The sequence below is a fragment of the Vibrio sp. J383 genome (assembly GCF_023503985.1).
Lineage (GTDB): Bacteria > Pseudomonadota > Gammaproteobacteria > Enterobacterales > Vibrionaceae > Vibrio > Vibrio splendidus.
Genome location: NZ_CP097293.1, coordinates 3,106,026 through 3,125,152, shown reverse-complemented (window position 1 = coordinate 3,125,152; position 19,127 = coordinate 3,106,026). Strand labels below are relative to the sequence as shown.

Here is a 19,127-nt window from a genome sequence, read left to right as displayed (position 1 = left end):
TTTATTAAGCGCGATTGTTGGGTATCAGAGTAAGGTAGGAAAGCCCTAACAGAAGCGATTCTGTTAGGGCTTTTTTTTGTTTGTTGTTTGGTGAGTTGACCAGAGCTTAGATTTTCTCTACCGAATTACGGCGCACCAAAGTCGGAGAGAACATCATTGGCTCCGTTGAGGTGTTTTCACCTTTGGCTAAGTGCAACGCGAGTCGTGTCGCTTTCTCTGCCATCATCTGAATCGGGTAGCGAATGGTGGTTAGCTTTGGATGAACATAGCGTGCAATCAAGCCATCATCGAAACCAATGATCGACATTTTGTCTGGCGCTTGAATACCGTTTTCATCTAGGACAGACAAAGCACCTGCCGCCATGTAATCGTTGTACGCAACAATGCCTGTGATTGGCAGTGATTTAGTCAAAAGGTTGGTCATGGCGTATTCACCCCCTTCACTGGTGGGAGCTGAGTACTCAATATAGCTGTCAGATAACGCTATTTTGTAATCCGAGAGTGCTGACAAGTAACCTTGTACACGCTCATCGGCATCTTCAATGCTGTGCGATGAAGCGATACAGGCAATATTTTTATGACCATGACGAATCAGATATTCAGTCGCAAGATACGCACCTTTCTTGTTGTCCAAGAAAATACAACGGTTGGCAATCTCAGCAATATAGCGATTGATCAGCACTAAGCCTTTGACTTCTTTTGCATAGGCAATCAGTTCTTCGTCTGTCAGGCCTTTTGAGTGGATCACTAAGGCGTCGCAACGGCTATTGATCAGTAACTCAATCGCTTGTCTTTCTTCTTCACGATCGTGTGAGCCATTACCGACGAGGATATGCTTTCCGTTCTCACGAGCGACATTATCGACAGCCTTAACCAGCGTGCCAAAAAAAGGATCGGAGATATCACCAACCAACACACCGACGGTATTGGTGCTCTGGCTTACCAGCGCGCGAGCATTGGCATTCGGGCGATAGCCGAGTTTAGACATCGCTTTGGTGACGGATTCAATTGAGTTCGCACTTGCCTTCGGAGACTTATTCACGACTCGAGATACGGTTGCAACAGAAACACCTGCTTCCCTTGCGACATCTTTAATTGTTGCCATTTTTAACCTCTATACATTGCTGCATCTATTTAACACCGACAATGAGTGCAAGGCAACGAAACTCTCATTTTACTTCCAGTAATGAGATCTTTACCGCTTGTAATTATTAGGCTTAATGCTAGTGTAAACATTTACATTTTACTTAATTTTAGTAAATAATTTAGTGAGTGAAAATAAATCAATATAGGAAGTGAGAAATGGATACTGTCTCTTATGGTGACTTTGCTAAGTTAGAAATGCGTGTCGGTAAGATCATTGAGGTTGTGCGTCATGAAAACGCAGACAAGCTTTACATCGTGCAAGTGGATATCGGTGAGAAGACGCTACAAACGGTGACCAGCCTAGTGCCTTACTACACCGAAGAAGAGTTGATGGGTAAGCAGGTTGTTGTTTTGTGTAATCTAGCGAAGGCGAAGATGAGAGGCCACACTTCTGAGTGCATGTTGTTATGTGCCGAAACGGAAGATGAATCTGAAAGTGTATTGCTGACACCGGAACGTGCGATGCCTGCAGGTATTCGTGTCGTTTAAGATCGCTTTAGGTTGGAGAGCGATCGAGCTCACCAACCTAGATTAACTGGCGATTTAGATTAATTAACGATGTAGATCAATTAACTATGTACATCCATTAATAACGTACATCAACTAGCTTCGAACAGTCAGTATCAAGCCATCAATCACACTGTGGTGGTGATCTGAAACCCCAGCAAGATTGCCGTATTTAGGCTGGTGGCGATCATTTTCTAATGGGTGATGCCAACCTTGTGTGTGTTGAACAAAGTGCGCCGCAAAGCTTTCAGACACTTCTAAACATCCTGCTAATACCGTATCGACATAGGTTTGAACGATAGGGCTGTTTTCGCAAGGTGCTTGAATCTCGTCTTTGATGTAAACCCAGATCGATTGATCCTGTTTAAACTCGGTTTGGCTCTCTATCTGATCGCTTCTTAACTCAATTCGGTGATAACCACGCTCACGGCGATCAAACTCAGTCAGCGCAATATCATCCACTTCAAGTAAAACTCCATTCACTTGTCCCTCACCGAGATTCACGATCAAAGGTGACAAAACATAGCTGTCATCGATCTTACTCCAATGACGAACTAGGCCATGCACTATCGCAGGAATCGCTTGTCCTGTTTGACCTGTGAGTTGACGAGAAGAGGAGTTGATCAAGCTACCATAACCAAAAATATACATCGCGTTCCCTGTCTGTTCTTTTGTATTTGAGACTAGTCTTACTATATGTTTGGCTTCATCAAATGTCAGTAGTTTTTTATTTTACACTCTCATGAGTCTAAATGACTTTTATAGGGTGTGTTTAATTGACACTTTTTTGAAGCCTAAAGACTCCTTGTTACTTGTTTTTATTGGCTTTATACCTTTGGCGCGTTTCATGCATTACGTTAGGCAATATTGCAGTGATGATTACTGCATCATGAATTTGACTATGAAATAGCAATTCCCAGAAGCCACTCTTGGCTTGTTATCTGAAATGAGGAACGAGTTTGTTAAATATCACAGATAAAAGTGTAGAAGATGCGATTCCTGCATATCTTCGATTAGGTTTTAGACCTTTCTTCTTTTTAGGCAGTCTCTATGCTGTGATCGCGATTGTGGCTTGGGTCATCATGTTCCAAAACGGTCAGCCAGAAATGCTAAAAGTACCGGCGCTTTGGTGGCACGTACATGAAATGCTGTTTGGCTTTGCCATGGCGATTGTGGTCGGTTTTGTGTTAACTGCGGTGCAAACGTGGACGGGTGTCAATGGAACCAAACACTATCGATTAGCCGCACTGGTTGGTTTGTGGTTAGCACCTCGTATTCTGTTTTGGACCCCCGCACCGTTATGGCTGATCTCATCGGTTGAGGCGTTGTTCTTAATCTTCGCCGCTTACGAAATTGGTTTCCGAGTTGTTAAATCGAAAGGCTGGAAGAATCTATTCTTTGTGCCGCTGTTTATATTGGCTATCGTGGCGAACTTTGCTAGTTACGCGACCGTTAAAGGTATGCCTCCATTCCCATCGTCTGCAGTATGGCACGCAATGTTATGGTGGTTTACCTTGCTGCTATCAGTGATGGGTGGGCGAGTGATTCCGTTCTTCACGGCACGTCGCTTCGATTTTGAAAAAGCACAACCACTAGTTTGGTTAGAATGGTTAGCGAATCTACCTTTGGTTGGCTTATTTGTATTGAGCTTCTTCCCATTGACCTTTGCTCAAGTCGGCAATGAGTTGATGGTATTTGCAGGTGTGACTCAGTTGGTGCGCTTTATCCGCTGGAAGCCTTGGACTACGTTATCTGAACCCTTGGTGTGGTCGCTGCATGCGGCTTACCTATGCATCCCTTTAAGCTTGCTGCTACGTGGTTTATTAGACAACCCGTTCGCGAGCCACAACATGCTGCACTTGTTTGCAATTGGCGGTTTGAGTGGATTAATTCTTGCGATGATTACGCGCGTGACAATGGGGCACACGGGTCGTGCAATCTATAAAGGGCCAAGTATGGCGTTAGCGTTCTCGGCTATTTTTATCGCGGCTTTGGTTCGCAGCGTAGGTGTGACTTTCTTCCCTGCGTATTTATTTGAGATGGTGAACATCAGCGCGGGTTTATGGACGTTAGCATTCGGGTTGTTTATCTGGAAGTTCGGCATGATGCTTTTAACGCCAAGAGTGGATGGTCACCCAGGCTAAGCCTATTGATTTTCGAACCCATTTTGAAAGGGAAGCACTGAGCTTCCCTTTTTTGATCGCAGCAAAGCTCCATTCTCAAAGATCCATTCTCTTAGTGAGTATTCTCGGCAAGATATTGGCGCACTTGTGCAATGAGATCTTCTTTGGCGTGAGGCGAGATGAAACTCGCTTCGACAGCATTAATACTGAATTGCGCTAATTCGTTTTTCGTCAGTGGATGAGCATTGGCGACGGCGAGGAAGTTATCATTCATATAGCCGCCGAAGTAAGCCGGATCATCGGAATTGATGGTGACGCACAGCCCTTTTCTCAGCAACTCGACGATATTGTGTTCTTGCATGGTGTCGAAGACCTTTAGCTTGGTATTCGATAGCGGGCATACGGTCAGCGGTGTGCGTTTAGCGATTAGCTGTTCCATCAAGTCTTCATCTTCTACACAGCGAACGCCATGATCAATACGGGTGATGCCCAACAAGCTCAGCGCGTCACTAATATTTTGCGCAGGGCCTTCCTCTCCGGCGTGCGCGACGGTCAGGAACCCTTGGTTGATCGCCTCTTGGAATACATGCTTAAACTTCTCCGGCGGGTTTCCTTTTTCCGACGAATCCAGCCCGACGGCAATGATCTTATCTTTGTAGGGAAGGGCCTGTTGGAGTGTTTCAAAAGCGCTGTCTTCATCAAGATGGCGCAGAAAGCACATGATCAGCTGGCTGCTGATCCCTAGTTCTTGCTCGGCTTGATTCAAAGCTTGAGTAATCCCACTTATGATGACTTCAAAGGCAATACCACGTTCGGTGTGGGTTTGAGGGTCAAAAAAGATCTCAGTATGAACCACATTATCTTGTTGGCACTTGAGTAGGTAAGCCCAAGTCAGGTCATAGAAATCCTGTTCATGAATCAGTACGTTAGCGCCTTGATAATAGATATCGAGAAAAGACTGAAGATTGTGGAATTGGTACGCGTCTCTTACTTGGTCTGGGTTATCAAAGGGAATCGACACGTTATTGCGCTTGGCCAGTTGGAACATCAGCTCAGGTTCTAGCGTGCCTTCAATATGTAAGTGCAGCTCAACCTTGGGTAAATGTTTGATGAAGCTATCCATAGCAACTCCTTAGCTATTTTAATTATGGGCGGAGTAGGCGAGACAGTAGAGTCTGTAAACCTGAGCCTGCAGGTTATCTCTTTCATTTATCTCTGTTTGAGCATAGTTCATTTCATTGTTGTCGATAAAATTGCACAGAAGTTGATGATGAATCGAGAGTTACGAACCCATTGAAATCCGGCGCAAACGATTTGCAGCATGGGAGTGTGATCCGCTGCAAATATTTGCAGCAATATTCATTGGTTTGTGCTCTAATACCGCGCTTACCAAGGGATGGTGTTAAAAGATGCTCACTTAGATGGAGTTATCAAAGTGACCGATCCCTTAATGATCTCCCTTAGGAAAAAATAGAACATGTCTAAGAACAAAAAATTTGATATCCGCCTTACAGAAAAACGCAACGGTTGGTGTGCAGAGATTACTCGTCAAGTAACGTCTCGCAGCACAACAGTATCTAAGCGTGAGTCTGGTTTCGAAACTGAAGCTCTAGCACAAGAGTGGGCAGAGAAAGAGCTAGCATCTTTCATCTCAAACCAAGCTGAACGTAACGAGCGTAAATCAGAGCAGCGTAAAGAGCGTGACGAACTACGTCACACTAAAGAGCTTAAAGCTGAGCAAGCACGTGAAGCACGCGCAAAAGCTCGTGAAGAAGAGCAAGAAGACGCTGAGTAATCCAGTGCACAATTAATTTACAGGTCCCTTAATTTTAAGATAAGGGACAAGTAAAAAAAGCCCCGATATAGCTTTTCTCTTTCTAGTTAAAAGTTTATCGGGGCTTTTTCATTTGTGGTGTATTAGTCTGGATCACGTAACCACTCATGGCTGGTGGCTACGTATCTGACTCACTAATTACCCGAATTCGGTCCTTAGTTGTTTAGCGCTGTCAGCCAATCGTCTTCCGCGACTTCTTCAATGTAACTCTCTACAGACTGTCCCACTTCATCATCATCTTGCTTGAAGTAAGCAATGTGGAATACAGCGTCACCTTCGTTTACCAACGGTAGAGTTTGTTGGCCAATCACGATACCGCCTTTAGTGGTGATCACTTGGCCTTCTTGGTGACCTAGAGGTGAACTGATGTAAGCCAGAGTTTGTCCTGCTTCAACTTGTTCACCCAGTCTTACCATGTTGCGCAAAATACCGTCTGACTCAGCGCGGATCCAGCTGGTAGATTTACTCAGTACTGGCTCTGGCAACTTCTTACGGTTAGGGCGCAGCATGCCGATTTCTTTCATTACTTGATGCACGCCAAGGTAACCCGCACGAATCGCTAGGTGATCAAAACGCAGCGCTTCACCACCTTCATACGTTAGTACAGGAATCCCCAACTTTTCTGCTTCACTACGTAGTGAGCCGTCACGCAATGGAGAATCAATGATCACTGGTGTTGCGAATGCTTTTGCGATGCGCAGTGTTTCAGGGTTCGATAGGTTTGCACGGATCTGTGGCAAGTTAGTACGGTGAATCGCGCCTGTGTGAAGATCAAGAATGTAATCACAGTGTTTCGCTACGTTCTCGAAGAAGGTGTGAGCGATGCGTGATGTTAGCGATCCTTTCTCACTACCTGGGAAGCAACGGTTTAGGTCACGACGGTCTGGTAGGTAACGAGATTTATGGATAAAGCCAAACACGTTAACGATCGGTACAACAATTAATGTCCCTTTCAGTTTCTTTGGATCAATCGCGTTTGTCAGTTGTCGTGCAATCTCAACACCGTTTAGCTCATCGCCGTGGATAGCCGCATTTACCATCAGTGTTGGACCTGCTTGGCGACCGTGAATAATTTCAATCGGGATCGAAAGTGGAGAGTGCGTGTAAAGCAGGGCAGCTTGTAGTTCAATCTCCATTCGTTGCCCTGGCTGAACAGTATAACCAAGTAATTCGAAGGGTTGATTAGGTTTTAGTCTTGCCATTTAGGTTGTTCTCAACATAGTGATAATTCGTTAACACGGAATGTATCAATCGTTGATTTTTAGTACGAATCAATCACTTTACGGTCACGACAAAAGTTTTTTATGGAGAGGCTTCTGAATTGGTTTCTGTTTTTGATTTGGCTAATTAGAGGGTGTTTTAAATTGTGAATTTTCTGACAATACATTGATTTAACTCTGATATTTTCCGTTCGGTTGATTGGTATTATCCATCGCCATTTTTTGGCGGCCAAATTCATATATCGAGATAAAAATGAAAAAAACAATTTCAAAAGTCGTTGCACTGGCGGTGGTTTCTGTCGCTTTATCTGGCTGTGTTGGTAGTAACGCAGTAACCGGTTACCTAATGAAGTTTAACGTTAAGGCTGTTGATAACCGTTACGCACGTGGTGGCTTGAACATGCTACTAGCGCCTGCTTACGGCCTAACAGTTGCTGCCGATTACCTGGTATTCAACTCACTAGAGTTCTGGACTGGTAGCAACCCACTAACTGGTTCTCCGCACATCTTTGATACAAAGACTGATACGTACTTAGACATCAACCATCAGTTGGATCCGTCTCTAACGGAAGCGCCAGTAGGCCCTATTACGAGTGCTGATGTGATTGAGAAAGGTCAAATGCAGCAGATTGATGAAAACACGATCCAAATGGACATTACTTACCAATCTGGTGAGCGTGCGACGTTAATCGGTGTTCGCGATGGCGAGATGGTGACGTACTTCATCGATGGTGAAGTTGTGGCACAAACTTCAATTGATGAGCTAGAGAGCTACGCGGCTACACGCGCTTAATCGCTTCTTTAGTCACAAATAGTCGTTTACAAAAATTAGATACAAAAACAGGTACTCATTGAGTACCTGTTTTATTTTGTCTCGGATAAACGGTGTTTACTGAAAAGTGCTATTTATTGAAAAGCACGATTCATTGAACAAACATAGCTTATCGAATTATGCTTTTTCTGGGATTGCTTCAAGTAGCGCAACCATTTGGTTCCAGAATAGCTCAACCGTGTCGATCTTCACTTTCTCATCTGGAGAGTGAGGGAACTTGATGGTTGGGCCGAAAGAAACCATATCCATGTTCGGGTAAGGTTCTTTGAATAGACCACATTCAAGACCAGCATGGATTACCATGATGTTTGGCTTGTGACCGTAGATACCTTCGTACATGTCGCGGAAGATATGCATGATTTCTGAATCTGCGTCTGGTTTCCAACCTGGGTAAGCACCAGAGAACGCGATGTTAGCGCCTGCTAGTTCAGCAACAGAGTGAAGCATGCTTTCTACTTGGCTACGACCTGAATCGATAAGAGAACGAATCAGGCAAAGCACTGTGATTGAGTTCTCTTCTGTTGTGATAACACCTACGTTTAGAGATGTTTCAACAACACCTTCAATCTCGTCACTCATACGAATCACGCCGTTTGGACATGCGTTAAGTGCCGCGATAAAGCGAGCTTGGTCTACTGACGCAAGTGCGCCCATTTCTACAGAAGCTTCTTCATTGAAAGTCACGATGCTGTCTTCTACTTTACCTAGCTCTGTTGAAAGCAGCTCTGTGTAGTAGTTGTATAGCGAAGCCAGTTTCTCTTGGTTTGCTGCAGGAACCGCAACCGTTACGAAGCCTTCACGAGGAATAGCGTTACGAAGGCTACCACCTTTGAATTCTACGATGCGAAGGTCTAGCTCTTTTGCGTGACCCGCTAGGAAGCGAGCAAGCAGTTTGTTCGCGTTTGCACGACCAGTATGGATGTCACAACCAGAGTGACCGCCTTTTAGGCCTTTTAGCGTAAGCTTACGTGTTACGAAATCTGCTGGAATCGCGTTACGTGCAATTTCAAATGTCATTGCGCCGTCGATACCGCCAGCACAACCCATGTACACTTCGCCTTCTTGCTCTGAATCGGTGTTAAGAAGGATATCACCTTCTAACCAACCTGCTTCAAGACCGAAAGCACCAGTCATGCCTGCTTCTTCATCTACGGTTAGTAGAACTTCGATAGGGCCATGTTTGATTTCGTTTGATGCCAGTACAGCAAGGCAAGAAGCCATACCCATACCGTTATCAGCACCCAGTGTTGTGCCTTTTGCTGTAACCCACTCACCATCAATATATGGCTGGATAGGATCTTTAGCGAAGTCGTGAACCGTGTCTTCGTTCTTTTGTGGAACCATATCGATGTGCGCTTGTAGCACTACACCTTTTTTGTTTTCCATGCCTGGCGTTGCAGGTTTAGTAATGAATACGTTACCCGTTGGGTCGCGACGTACATTTAAACCTTGCTCTGTTGCCCAAGCAATAATGTATTGAGCTAGCTCTTCCTCATGCTTAGAAGGATGCGGGATTGAGCAAATCTTATCGAAGAACTGCCAAATAGGGGCAGGGGATAATTTACTGATCTCAGAATGGAATTCAGACACGGATGACTCCTTTTTTATTTGGTAACCATATATTTAGGATTTCTATAGGTAAAACCTTAGAATAAAAATCTAAAATATGGGTCTGTTTTGATGGCAACAGCATACCACTTGAGCGTTTTGACGAGTAGCGGTTCTAAACCTCAAATAGCTCAAATTTTGAAAGCGATCTTGTCTATCTGATCATGATTAAGCGCTTTGATGCTTATAAATGGCGTAAGCAAACGTTTGTTTAAGTCTGTTTTGTAATTTAATTACAAAACAAAGTTTCTTAAATAACCATAATTAGCCAAAAGTGTGACGTATAGCAAAAAATACTTGTAATCTTTTTTCTTTCGGGTATATTAATAACCAACTTCTGAAGTGAAGAGTAAATGCTCAAAGGATGAGTCCGTTTTATCGCCTCCAAGGAACCGAGAAATCAAATTCGTTTTTTATTGATTTATTAAGGTGATAGTTATGAAAGGTTTACCATCTGCAATGTTCTGGCTTAACAGCTCTGTTTACACTAGCAACTTTGCATACCCTACAAGCTTTGGTTACTAATACCACAAGCATGTAACTCGAACAGTTTTGTTCACCCCTATATATTGGAATTCTTTTACAACCCTTTTGGTTGACAGATTCTACCGCCACTCAGTATTGAGTGGCGTTTTTTTTGCCTGCTACTTTTTCCCTACCGCGTCAATTCACTACTTTTTCTACCATTCTCAGCGGTTGTTTTTTAAACGCTAAAATATCAATTTGCGCCTTATTACTGATCCTGTTGAAAAATACACATCTCTTGTGGGTTTAAATTGAGAATTTGATGGCTACATTCTCAATGAAAATAACTGATGGTTTAAAAAATAGCCAAGTGTTTCTATGGTATTGAGTTTCACTAAAGTATTGTTTTTATTCGTTATTGTTCCTGTTTTTCTTCGTTTTTAATCGCTTTGTTTCATACGGCATTCTGATAAATATCGATTAGAGCCTTAATTCTATCTGGAATTTGTTATTTGATAACTTTATAATCCACAGCCAATCGATTACGCAACCGTTTACTTTTTACCCTTATAGGATTCGATAATGTTCGAAAAGCTATTCAAACTCAGTGAAAATGGCACCAATGTGCGCACTGAAATCATCGCAGGTCTAACAACCTTCCTAACAATGGCTTACATCATTTTTGTAAACCCAATGATTCTAGCTGATGCTGGTATGGACCATGGCGCTGTATTTGTAGCAACCTGTTTAGCGGCCGCTATTGGCTGTTTCATCATGGGTTTTGTTGCTAACTACCCAATCGCGCAAGCTCCAGGCATGGGTCTGAACGCATTCTTTACCTACGCTGTTGTAATGGGTATGGGTTATACGTGGCAAGTTGCTTTGGCAGCGGTTTTCGTATCAGGCGTAATCTTCATCTTCTTAAGTATCTTTAAGATCCGTGAATGGATTATCAACTCGATCCCTATGTCTCTGCGTGTTGGTATCTCTGCGGGTATCGGCCTTTTCCTTGCGTTTATCGCGCTTAGCAATGCAGGCATCGTTGTTTCTAACCCAGCGACTAAGGTTTCACTTGGTGATATCACTGCGATTGCGCCAATGTTAGGTGCGCTTGGTTTCTTCCTGACTATTGCTCTTGTTCACCGCGGTGTGAAAGGTGCGGTAATGATTGCGATTCTAGCAATCACGGCGATTGGTATTGCGATCGGTGACGTTCAATACGGCGGCATCATGTCGACACCACCAAGCCTTGCTCCTACATTCATGCAGCTTGATTTCTCTGCTGTATTTGAAATTGGTATGATTTCAGTTGTATTCGCATTCTTGTTCGTCGATTTGTTCGATACCGCGGGTACCCTGGTTGGTGTTGCAACGAAAGCAAACCTAATCAAAGAAGACGGTAAACTACCGCGCTTGAACAAAGCACTGCTTGCTGACTCTACAGCAACATCTATTGGTGCATTGCTAGGTACATCAAACACAACTTCTTATGTTGAGAGTGTTGCGGGTGTTGCTGAAGGCGGTCGTACCGGTCTAACTGCGGTTGTTGTTGGTATCTTATTCCTACTGGCTCTTTTCTTCTCGCCACTTGCAGGTATGATTCCGGCTTACGCAACATCAGGTGCACTTTTCTATGTAGCAATTCTGATGATGTCTGGCCTAGTTGGCATTGATTGGCGTGATCTTACGGAAGCCGCACCAGTCGTGGTAACATGTCTGCTTATGCCGCTGACGTACTCTATCGCTGAGGGTATCTCACTAGGTTTCATCGCTTACGCTGCAATTAAGCTGCTAAGTGGTAAAGGTCGCGACGTTTCACCTGCTGTGTGGGTAATGTCCGTTATCTTTATTCTTAAATACATTTTCGCTTAATCGTCTAGATTTCTGCTTAATCGCTGAAGAGGCTATGTAAGGCATAGCCTCTAATAACATGACAAAATTATTAGGTTTTATACTATGAGCAACAAATTCGTTATCACTTGGGACAACATGCAGACTTACTGCCGTCAACTAGCTGAAAAGCAAATGCCAGCAGAACAGTGGAAAGGTATCTGGGCAGTAAGCCGTGGTGGTTTGGTTCCTGGTGCAATCTTGGCTCGTGAACTAGGTATTCGTCACGTAGATACGATTTGTATTTCTAGCTACGACCACGATCACCAGCGTGATATGACAGTCGTTAAAGCACCTGAAGGTGACGGCGAAGGTTTCCTAATCGTTGAAGACCTTGTTGATAGTGGTGACACTGCACGCAAGCTTCGCGAAATGTACCCTAAAGCGAAACTGATCGCTGTGTGTGCAAAACCATCTGGCGCAGATTTGTTAGACGAATACATCGTTGATATCGCTCAAGACACATGGATTGAGCAACCTTGGGATACTAGCCTAAGCTTCGTTGAGCCGGTAAATCGCAAGTCAAAATAAGTGTAAACTTAGTTTTTTGAGAAATGACCCTTTATAGGGTCATTTTTTTTTATATGATTAGTAACAACCATTTCTTATTAAGTATCCCAATGTCTGAATCAGAAGAAACGAGCTCGAACCTTTCGGAAACCTTGTTTGTAAAACACAAGCAGGCTAAAGAGACCTCAATGCTCACGCGTTACATGCCAAGTTCAGAAGAACTGTTGGATAAAAAACGTGAAGAGCAGAACTCATCTTGGTATCGAAACCTAAGACGTCTTCAGTGGGTATGGCAAGGCGTTAACCCGATAGAGCAAGAAGCGGTATTGGCACGCATCGCCTCATCCGATAATTCTCGTACCACCGATGAGTGGTTAGATACCGTGATGGGCTACCGCAGTGGTAACTGGGCATACGAATGGACCAAGCTAGGTATGCAGCATCAGAATCGTTCTAATGAGAAGAACGGTGAAGAGATGGCTGAAGAGCTGTTTTCAGCATCGTTGTGTTTCAGCATTGCGGGTTACCCACATCTAAAGAACGACAACCTTGCTGCTCAGGCGCAGGTATTAGCGAATGCGGCGTATTCTGAAGCGATCAAACACACCAAATTGATCGTCAAACAAATCGAAGTGCCGTATCAAAACAAAAAGATTAAGGCGAACTTACATCTAACCAAAACAGACAAACCACAACCTGTCGTGATCGTGAGTGCGGGTTTAGATAGCTTGCAAACTGACATGTGGCGTTTGTTTAGAGATTACCTAGCACCGAAAAACATTGCGATGCTAACGATTGATATGCCGTCGATAGGGCACAGTTCGCATTGGCCACTAACCGAAGACTCTTCTTGCCTGCATCAAGCCGTGTTGAATGAACTGCCTAACATTCCATGGGTGGACCATCATAAAGTCGGTCTGTTTGGTTTCCGATTCGGTGGTAACGCGATGGTGAGGTTATCCTTCCTTGAGCAGCACAAACTCAAAGCCTGTATCTCTCTTGGCGCTCCGATCCACGATATCTTTGTTCATGCGGACAAACTCAAGCAGATGCCCAAGATGCATTTGGATGTGTTGGCTTCTCGCCTTGGCAAAGGAGCGGTGGACATCAATAGCCTTTCTGGACAACTGATGGCTTGGTCATTGAAGGTGCAAGGCTTGCTGGCTAACAGTAAAACCAGCGTTCCTATTTTGGCATTGGCTTTGGAAGGTGACCCTGTTTCACCGCATCTGGATAATCAACTGGTTGCTATTTACAGTGATTACGGCAAAGCGAAGAAAATCAAAACTAAATCAATTACACAGGGGTATGAGCAATCCCTCGAATTAGCGATAAAGTGGCTTGAGGATGAATTATTTAGATGACATTTCTCCTAAATTAGTTAAGCATGAAAAGTGTACAAAGTAAGTACCTGATACTCAGAGAAAATTTATAAAATCCAACTGCATGTTTTCTACGTATTGCAGTCTGAGTAAAGTCATTCTTAACATTGAAAATGGAGATTCAATATGTCAGAAGTGACACAGCAACCGACACATTATCGCTTGTTAAACGTTTTAAAGGCCATTGGTCCGTATTTGAGGGAGCCGCAATCAGAAGAAGGCCACTATATCTTTGATTGCTTATCTGTGTGTGTGAACGATAAAAAGTCACCAGAAGAGCGCGAGTTCTGGGGCTGGTGGCTAGAGTTGGATAAGTCGGAAGAAGGATTTTCGGCGAAGTACAACACGGGTAAATACAACATCGATGGTAACTGGGATCCTTTACCATTACCTAAAAAGGCGGTCGCTGAGGTCTCTCGAACTCAAGAAGCCTTTCACCAAAAGCTGGTTGACGAACTTCAAAAGAAATTTGAAATCGGCGTTCAGTTAGACGAAGAGTCTGTCGAATTCGTCTGATTTTAAAGGTTACTCTTCTCTATAAAGCAAAAAGGTGCGATTTCGCACCTTTTCTACTTGTGAATTCTCTTGTTGATTGCTAAAACATCACCTCTTATTTGTTTTATTCATAAAAGACTTCATGACAACAAATCATCAAAGCGGGACAACAACACAGAGTAAAACTGTCGTTGTTAAACTGGGTACCAGTGTCTTAACTGGTGGAACATTGGCATTAGACCGCGCTCACATGGTTGAGCTGGTTCGTCAATGTGCTGAATTAAAAAAACAAGGCCACTCTGTGGTTATGGTTTCGTCTGGTGCAATTGCAGCCGGACGTGAGCACCTTGGTTACCCCGCACTTCCCAACTCGATGGCGAGCAAACAATTGCTTGCGGCAGTTGGGCAAAGTCAGTTGATTCAAGTTTGGGAGTCTTTGTTTGCTATCTATGGCCTTAAAATTGGCCAGATGCTACTGACTCGTGCTGATCTCGATGATCGCGAGCGTTTTCTGAATGCACGTGACACGATTAACGCACTCGTTGAACACGATATTATTCCGGTAGTAAACGAAAACGACGCAGTAGCCACCAACGAAATTAAAGTGGGCGATAACGATAACTTGTCGGCATTGGTTGGTATTTTATGCGGCGCTGATAAGCTTTTGCTATTAACTGACCAAAAAGGCCTGTTTACGGCTGACCCTCGCAAAGATCCAAACGCTGAACTCATCAAAGAAGTGAAAACCATTGATGACACACTGCGTAAGATCGCTGGCGGCAGTGGTACTACGTTAGGTACCGGCGGCATGGCGACAAAACTGCAGGCAGCTGATATTGCTCGTCGTGCGGGTATTGAAGTGATCATTGCAGCGGGCAGTGCTGAAAATGTGGTGTTTGATTCATTGAGTGATAACCCACAAGGCACGCGTTTCTTGCCTTTAGCGGAAGCGCTTGAAAACCGTAAACGCTGGATTTTAGCGGGCCCAGCTTCAGCTGGTGACATAGTGGTCGATGATGGCGCAGTCAATGCCGTTAACACCAAAGGCAGCAGCTTGTTGGCAAAAGGGGTTGTTCGAGTTAAAGGCGAATTCTCTCGTGGTGAAGTTACCCAAGTCACAGACAGCAAAGGTAAGGTAGTGGCGCGTGGTATCGCTAGCTACTCAAGCCAAGACCTAGCAAAAATAGCAGGCAAGCACAGTAAAGATATTGGCGACATTCTTGGCTACGATTACGGGTCAGAAGTCATTCACCGTGACGACCTGGTTGTAATCCAAGAATAGCTCGTGATGATAAGGCGAATCGCCTTGTTACATCCAAAGACAGACAGAATTTAGGGAGAGTTAAACGTGGATTTAACTAACATGGGTATTGCAGCAAAAGACGCTGCTTTCCACCTAGCGACCGCATCAACGGCGCAGAAGAACAAGGCATTGGCGATCATCGCTGATGAGCTAGAAGCAAACGCTGCAACGATTCTAGAAGCGAATGCAAAAGATATCGAATTAGGCCGTGAAGCCGGTCTAACTGATGCACTGCTTGATCGTCTACTTCTTAATGAAGAGCGCTTAACCGGTATCGCTAACGATGTACGTAACGTAATTAGCCTTAACGACCCTGTGGGCAGCGAAATGGACAGTAAGGTACTGGAAAACGGTATGTCACTGTCTCGCCGCCGCGTACCGCTTGGCGTGGTGGGTGTTATCTATGAAGCGCGTCCGAACGTAACCATCGATATTGCAGCTCTGTGTTTAAAGACAGGTAACGCAAGCATTCTACGTGGTGGTAAAGAGACGTTCTTCTCGAACATGGAACTGGTTAAAGTTATCCAGTCTGCATTAGAGAAAGCGGAGCTTCCAGCGGCTTCTGTTCAGTACATCGAGAAGCCTGATCGTGAACTCGTATCTCAACTGCTTAAACTGGATGATTACGTGGATATGATTATTCCTCGTGGCGGCGCTGGCTTACACAAGATGTGTAAAGAGAACAGCACCATCCCAGTGATCATCGGCGGCTTTGGTATCAGCCACATCTTTGTTGATGAAAGTGCGGACCTTGAAAAGTCGGTAGATGTTGTCGAAAACTCAAAAGTTCAACGCCCATCAGCGTGTAACTCGTTAGATACATTGCTAGTGCATGAAGCGGTTGCTGAGGCTTTCCTTGCTAAGCTGACACAGCGTTTAGCAGGCAAGGTTACCTTGGTTGCTGACACTAGCGCAAAATCTCTGATAGCAGGTTTTGAAGACCAACGTGATGCGGTTGAAGGTGACTTTGACACTGAATGGCTAAGCTACACGTTAGGCGTGAAAGTGGTAGCGGATGTGGCAGAAGCGATTGACCACATGCGCGTACACAACGCGAGTCACTCAGATGCGATCATGACTAATAGTCTAGAGAGCTCAGAGCGTTTCATTAACTCTGTTGGTTCTGCGGCGGTTTATGTGAATGCATCAACACGTTTCACTGATGGCGCACAGTTTGGTTTAGGCGCTGAAGTCGCAGTATCAACCCAGAAGCTGCACGCTCGCGGCCCAATGGGCTTAGAAGAACTGACAAGCTACAAATGGGTAGGTAAAGCGAACTATTTAGTTCGCGGTTAACGCTGGTCGTTAATTTTACTCCTCAGCTCATTTTTGAAATGGCGATCGAGTAGCAATAATCAATGAATCACCACACAAAAGGGCCTTAATTGGCCCTTTTTCTTTCCTAACGTTTGGCAATTCCGTTACACTGATATTCAATTATTTGGAGGTGATATGCATTGTCCTTTTTGTTCAGAGAACGACACTAAAGTAATCGATTCAAGACTGGTAGCCGATGGCCATCAGGTTCGTCGTCGCCGTCAATGCCTTGCATGTAGTGAACGTTTTACGACTTTCGAATCGGCAGAACTTGTGATGCCGAAAGTCATAAAGTCGAATGGAAACCGCGAACCATTTAATGAAGATAAAATGGTGGGTGGTGTACAGCGCGCCCTAGAAAAACGTCCAGTGAGTGCTGATGCGATTGAACTTGCGATCAGTACGATTAAGTCACAACTCCGTGCAACTGGTGAGCGTGAAGTACCAAGCGAGATGATTGGTAATCTTGTGATGGGCCAATTGAAAGAATTGGATAAAGTGGCGTACATTCGTTTTGCCTCTGTTTACCGCAGCTTTGAAGACATCCGAGAGTTTGGCGAAGAAATCGCTAAATTAGAGGATTAACGCCTCAATCATGTCAAACTTTACTCCCCTAGATTTTCAAATGATGTCGCGTGCTATTCAGTTAGCCAAACGCGGCATTTACACCACTGCACCCAACCCGAATGTGGGTTGTGTCATCGTACAAACCGACGGTCAGATCGTTGGCGAAGGTTTTCATGCCAAAGCCGGTGAGCCTCATGCTGAAGTACATGCCATGCGAATGGCGGGCGACAAAGCAAAAGGTGCGACTGCTTATGTCACGCTAGAACCTTGTTCTCATTACGGTCGAACGCCACCTTGTGCTGAAGGTTTGATTAAGGCTCAAGTTTCAAAAGTGATTTGTGCCATGCAGGACCCAAACCCAAAAGTTGCAGGTCGTGGTATCAAAATGCTACGCGACGCAGGCATTGAGGTTGAAATCGGTTTATTAGAGCAAGATGCTCTAGACTTGAACCCTGCATTTATCAAGCGTATGCAAACGGGCATGCCATTCGTTCAGTTAAAGATGGCGGCTAGCCTTGATGGGCAAACGGCATTGGAAAATGGTCAAAGCCAGTGGATCACATCGCCAGAAGCGCGTCGTGATGTTCAGAACTACCGAGCAAAGTCAGGCGCTGTGCTATCAACTAGCCAGACGGTGATTGAAGACAACGCGTCGTTGAATGTTCGTTGGGCAGAGTTGCCAAGCAGTATCAAAGATCATTACGCTGAAGACGAGCTGCGTCAGCCTATTCGCGTGATTCTTGATCGTCAAAATCAACTGCGCCCTGAGCTCAAGTTATTCCAAACTCCAACATCGGTATTGAGAGTCGCTGAAGCGTCTGCTGATATTGAAGTCGGAACCACAAAGGCAGGTCAGCTCGATTTACGCGATCTAATGCGTCAATTGCCTGCGAACCATATTGATCATATTTGGGTAGAAGCGGGCGCGACATTGGCAAAAAGCTTGATTGAAGAACAGCTGGTGGATGAGCTAATCCTCTATTTAGCACCTAAACTTATGGGCAGTGACGGACGAGGTTTGATGGGCGCATTAGGGCTCACTTCAATGTCTGACGTTATTGACCTAGAAATTAAAGATGTTCGACAGGTTGGTGTGGATATTCGCATTGTCGCGAAACCTATTATTGCGAAATCAATTGTTACGAAACCTACTGTCGCGAAACCAATTGCGGCTAACCAATAGTCGCGAAATAAATCGTGACGAAACCACAGTAGAAATAGTTACTCCAACTGCATACGTGTTGTTGACAACAAAAAGAGTTTTAAAATGTTTACAGGAATTGTAGAAGCCGTAGGTACATTGAGTGCAATCACTCCCCGCGGAGAAGACATCACCGTAACGGTTAATGTTGGTAATCTTGATATGGCTGACGTTAAGTTAGGCGACAGTATCGCGACCAATGGTGTTTGTTTGACGGTTGTTGAGTATAACGACCACAGCTACAGTGCAGATCTTTCGCTTGAGACCCTGAAAAAAACGGGTTTTGTGGATTACCAAGCCGGCGACAAGGTCAACCTCGAGAAAGCAATGCTACCGACCACGCGTTTCGGTGGGCATATTGTATCGGGTCACGTTGATGGCGTGGGTGAGATTGTTGAGCGTAATCAAGTCGGTCGTGCGATTGAGTTCTGGGTAGAAATGCCTGCAGAGATCTCAAAGTACGTAGCTCAAAAAGGTTCAGTCACTGTTGATGGTATTAGCCTGACTGTGAATGATTTACGCAAGAATGCCTTTAAGTTGACTATCGTTCCTCACACCTCTTCAGAAACCACCATTGATCAATTCAATGTTGGTCGTAAAGTGAATCTAGAAGTCGATGTATTAGCGCGTTATATGGAGCGTCTACTGCAAGGCCAGCAGCAAGAGTCTGAGCCTGAATCTCGATTAACGATGGAATTCTTACAGCAGAATGGTTTTGCCTAACCGT

General features: G+C 44.5%; 19 protein-coding genes. 14 read left to right on the top strand and 5 right to left on the bottom strand.

Going from position 1 to position 19,127, the window contains the following annotated elements; all coding sequences use genetic code 11:
- Positions 1–106: 106 nt before the first annotated feature.
- On the bottom strand, positions 107–1,105 hold the full coding sequence (locus tag M4S28_RS14010; protein ID WP_017080052.1) for a substrate-binding domain-containing protein: 999 nt from the start codon (positions 1,103–1,105) through the stop codon (positions 107–109).
- A 197-nt stretch (positions 1,106–1,302) separates the two neighbouring features.
- On the opposite strand from M4S28_RS14010, the gene M4S28_RS14005 reads away from it, so the two are divergent.
- A complete protein-coding gene (locus M4S28_RS14005; RefSeq protein WP_004734420.1) occupies positions 1,303–1,635 on the top strand; it encodes a tRNA-binding protein in 333 nt (110 codons plus the stop codon).
- 114 nt (positions 1,636–1,749) lie between these two features.
- On the opposite strand, the gene M4S28_RS14000 is transcribed toward M4S28_RS14005, so the two are convergent.
- Positions 1,750–2,304, bottom strand: coding sequence for a gamma-glutamylcyclotransferase family protein (locus M4S28_RS14000; RefSeq protein ID WP_102463146.1), 555 nt, complete (start codon positions 2,302–2,304; stop codon positions 1,750–1,752).
- A gap of 308 nt (positions 2,305–2,612) precedes the next feature.
- Here M4S28_RS14000 and M4S28_RS13995 point away from each other — a divergent pair, with 308 nt between their 5' ends.
- Complete coding sequence (locus M4S28_RS13995) at positions 2,613–3,797, top strand: NnrS family protein (protein ID WP_121602997.1); 1,185 nt, start codon at positions 2,613–2,615, stop codon at positions 3,795–3,797.
- A 91-nt stretch (positions 3,798–3,888) separates the two neighbouring features.
- On the opposite strand, the gene M4S28_RS13990 is transcribed toward M4S28_RS13995, so the two are convergent.
- Positions 3,889–4,899 (bottom strand): adenosine deaminase, encoded by a 1,011-nt coding sequence (locus tag M4S28_RS13990; protein ID WP_249631979.1) that lies wholly within the window; start codon positions 4,897–4,899, stop codon positions 3,889–3,891.
- 354 nt (positions 4,900–5,253) lie between these two features.
- Between M4S28_RS13990 and M4S28_RS13985 the strand changes: the two genes are divergently transcribed.
- The gene (locus tag M4S28_RS13985) at positions 5,254–5,571 is read left to right on the top strand and encodes a DUF3622 domain-containing protein (protein ID WP_004734416.1); all 318 of its coding nucleotides are present in this window, start codon (positions 5,254–5,256) and stop codon (positions 5,569–5,571) included.
- Positions 5,572–5,765: 194 nt separating this feature from the next.
- On the opposite strand, the gene M4S28_RS13980 is transcribed toward M4S28_RS13985, so the two are convergent.
- Positions 5,766–6,812 (bottom strand): succinylglutamate desuccinylase/aspartoacylase family protein, encoded by a 1,047-nt coding sequence (locus M4S28_RS13980; RefSeq protein WP_076675667.1) that lies wholly within the window; start codon positions 6,810–6,812, stop codon positions 5,766–5,768.
- A gap of 271 nt (positions 6,813–7,083) precedes the next feature.
- On the opposite strand from M4S28_RS13980, the gene M4S28_RS13975 reads away from it, so the two are divergent.
- A complete protein-coding gene (locus tag M4S28_RS13975) occupies positions 7,084–7,623 on the top strand; it encodes a DUF3332 family protein (protein WP_029223480.1) in 540 nt (179 codons plus the stop codon).
- A 156-nt stretch (positions 7,624–7,779) separates the two neighbouring features.
- Here M4S28_RS13975 and M4S28_RS13970 read toward each other — a convergent pair whose 3' ends face one another.
- Positions 7,780–9,252 carry an aminoacyl-histidine dipeptidase gene (locus M4S28_RS13970; RefSeq protein WP_102312429.1) on the bottom strand — a complete coding sequence of 491 codons (1,473 nt, stop codon included), beginning with the start codon at positions 9,250–9,252 and terminating at the stop codon, positions 7,780–7,782.
- A 456-nt stretch (positions 9,253–9,708) separates the two neighbouring features.
- Between M4S28_RS13970 and vcdP the strand changes: the two genes are divergently transcribed.
- The 10 genes from vcdP (at position 9,709) to M4S28_RS13925 (ending at position 19,123) form a co-directional block, all read left to right on the top strand.
- The gene (gene vcdP / locus M4S28_RS26620) at positions 9,709–9,795 is read left to right on the top strand and encodes a small protein VcdP (RefSeq protein ID WP_016767614.1); all 87 of its coding nucleotides are present in this window, start codon (positions 9,709–9,711) and stop codon (positions 9,793–9,795) included.
- 522 nt (positions 9,796–10,317) lie between these two features.
- A complete protein-coding gene (locus tag M4S28_RS13965; RefSeq protein ID WP_017106261.1) occupies positions 10,318–11,607 on the top strand; it encodes an NCS2 family permease in 1,290 nt (429 codons plus the stop codon).
- A gap of 84 nt (positions 11,608–11,691) precedes the next feature.
- The gene (gpt, locus tag M4S28_RS13960) at positions 11,692–12,156 is read left to right on the top strand and encodes a xanthine phosphoribosyltransferase (protein ID WP_017084190.1); all 465 of its coding nucleotides are present in this window, start codon (positions 11,692–11,694) and stop codon (positions 12,154–12,156) included.
- Positions 12,157–12,245: 89 nt separating this feature from the next.
- Positions 12,246–13,499: an esterase FrsA gene (gene frsA, locus M4S28_RS13955; protein WP_026012376.1), complete on the top strand. Its 1,254-nt coding sequence runs from the start codon at positions 12,246–12,248 to the stop codon at positions 13,497–13,499.
- A gap of 144 nt (positions 13,500–13,643) precedes the next feature.
- Entirely contained in the window at positions 13,644–14,033 is a 390-nt protein-coding gene (crl, locus tag M4S28_RS13950) for a sigma factor-binding protein Crl (RefSeq protein ID WP_017091097.1), read from the top strand.
- 76 nt (positions 14,034–14,109) lie between these two features.
- Positions 14,110–15,294, top strand: a complete 1,185-nt coding sequence (gene proB, locus M4S28_RS13945) for a glutamate 5-kinase (protein ID WP_192852256.1) — start codon at positions 14,110–14,112, stop codon at positions 15,292–15,294.
- A 66-nt stretch (positions 15,295–15,360) separates the two neighbouring features.
- On the top strand, positions 15,361–16,611 hold the full coding sequence (locus M4S28_RS13940; RefSeq protein ID WP_050649653.1) for a glutamate-5-semialdehyde dehydrogenase: 1,251 nt from the start codon (positions 15,361–15,363) through the stop codon (positions 16,609–16,611).
- A 156-nt stretch (positions 16,612–16,767) separates the two neighbouring features.
- On the top strand, positions 16,768–17,217 hold the full coding sequence (gene nrdR / locus M4S28_RS13935) for a transcriptional regulator NrdR (protein WP_004734394.1): 450 nt from the start codon (positions 16,768–16,770) through the stop codon (positions 17,215–17,217).
- Positions 17,218–17,257: 40 nt separating this feature from the next.
- A complete protein-coding gene (gene ribD / locus M4S28_RS13930) occupies positions 17,258–18,382 on the top strand; it encodes a bifunctional diaminohydroxyphosphoribosylaminopyrimidine deaminase/5-amino-6-(5-phosphoribosylamino)uracil reductase RibD (RefSeq protein ID WP_102536676.1) in 1,125 nt (374 codons plus the stop codon).
- A gap of 84 nt (positions 18,383–18,466) precedes the next feature.
- Positions 18,467–19,123 (top strand): riboflavin synthase, encoded by a 657-nt coding sequence (locus tag M4S28_RS13925; RefSeq protein WP_004734396.1) that lies wholly within the window; start codon positions 18,467–18,469, stop codon positions 19,121–19,123.
- Positions 19,124–19,127: the final 4 nt, after the last annotated feature.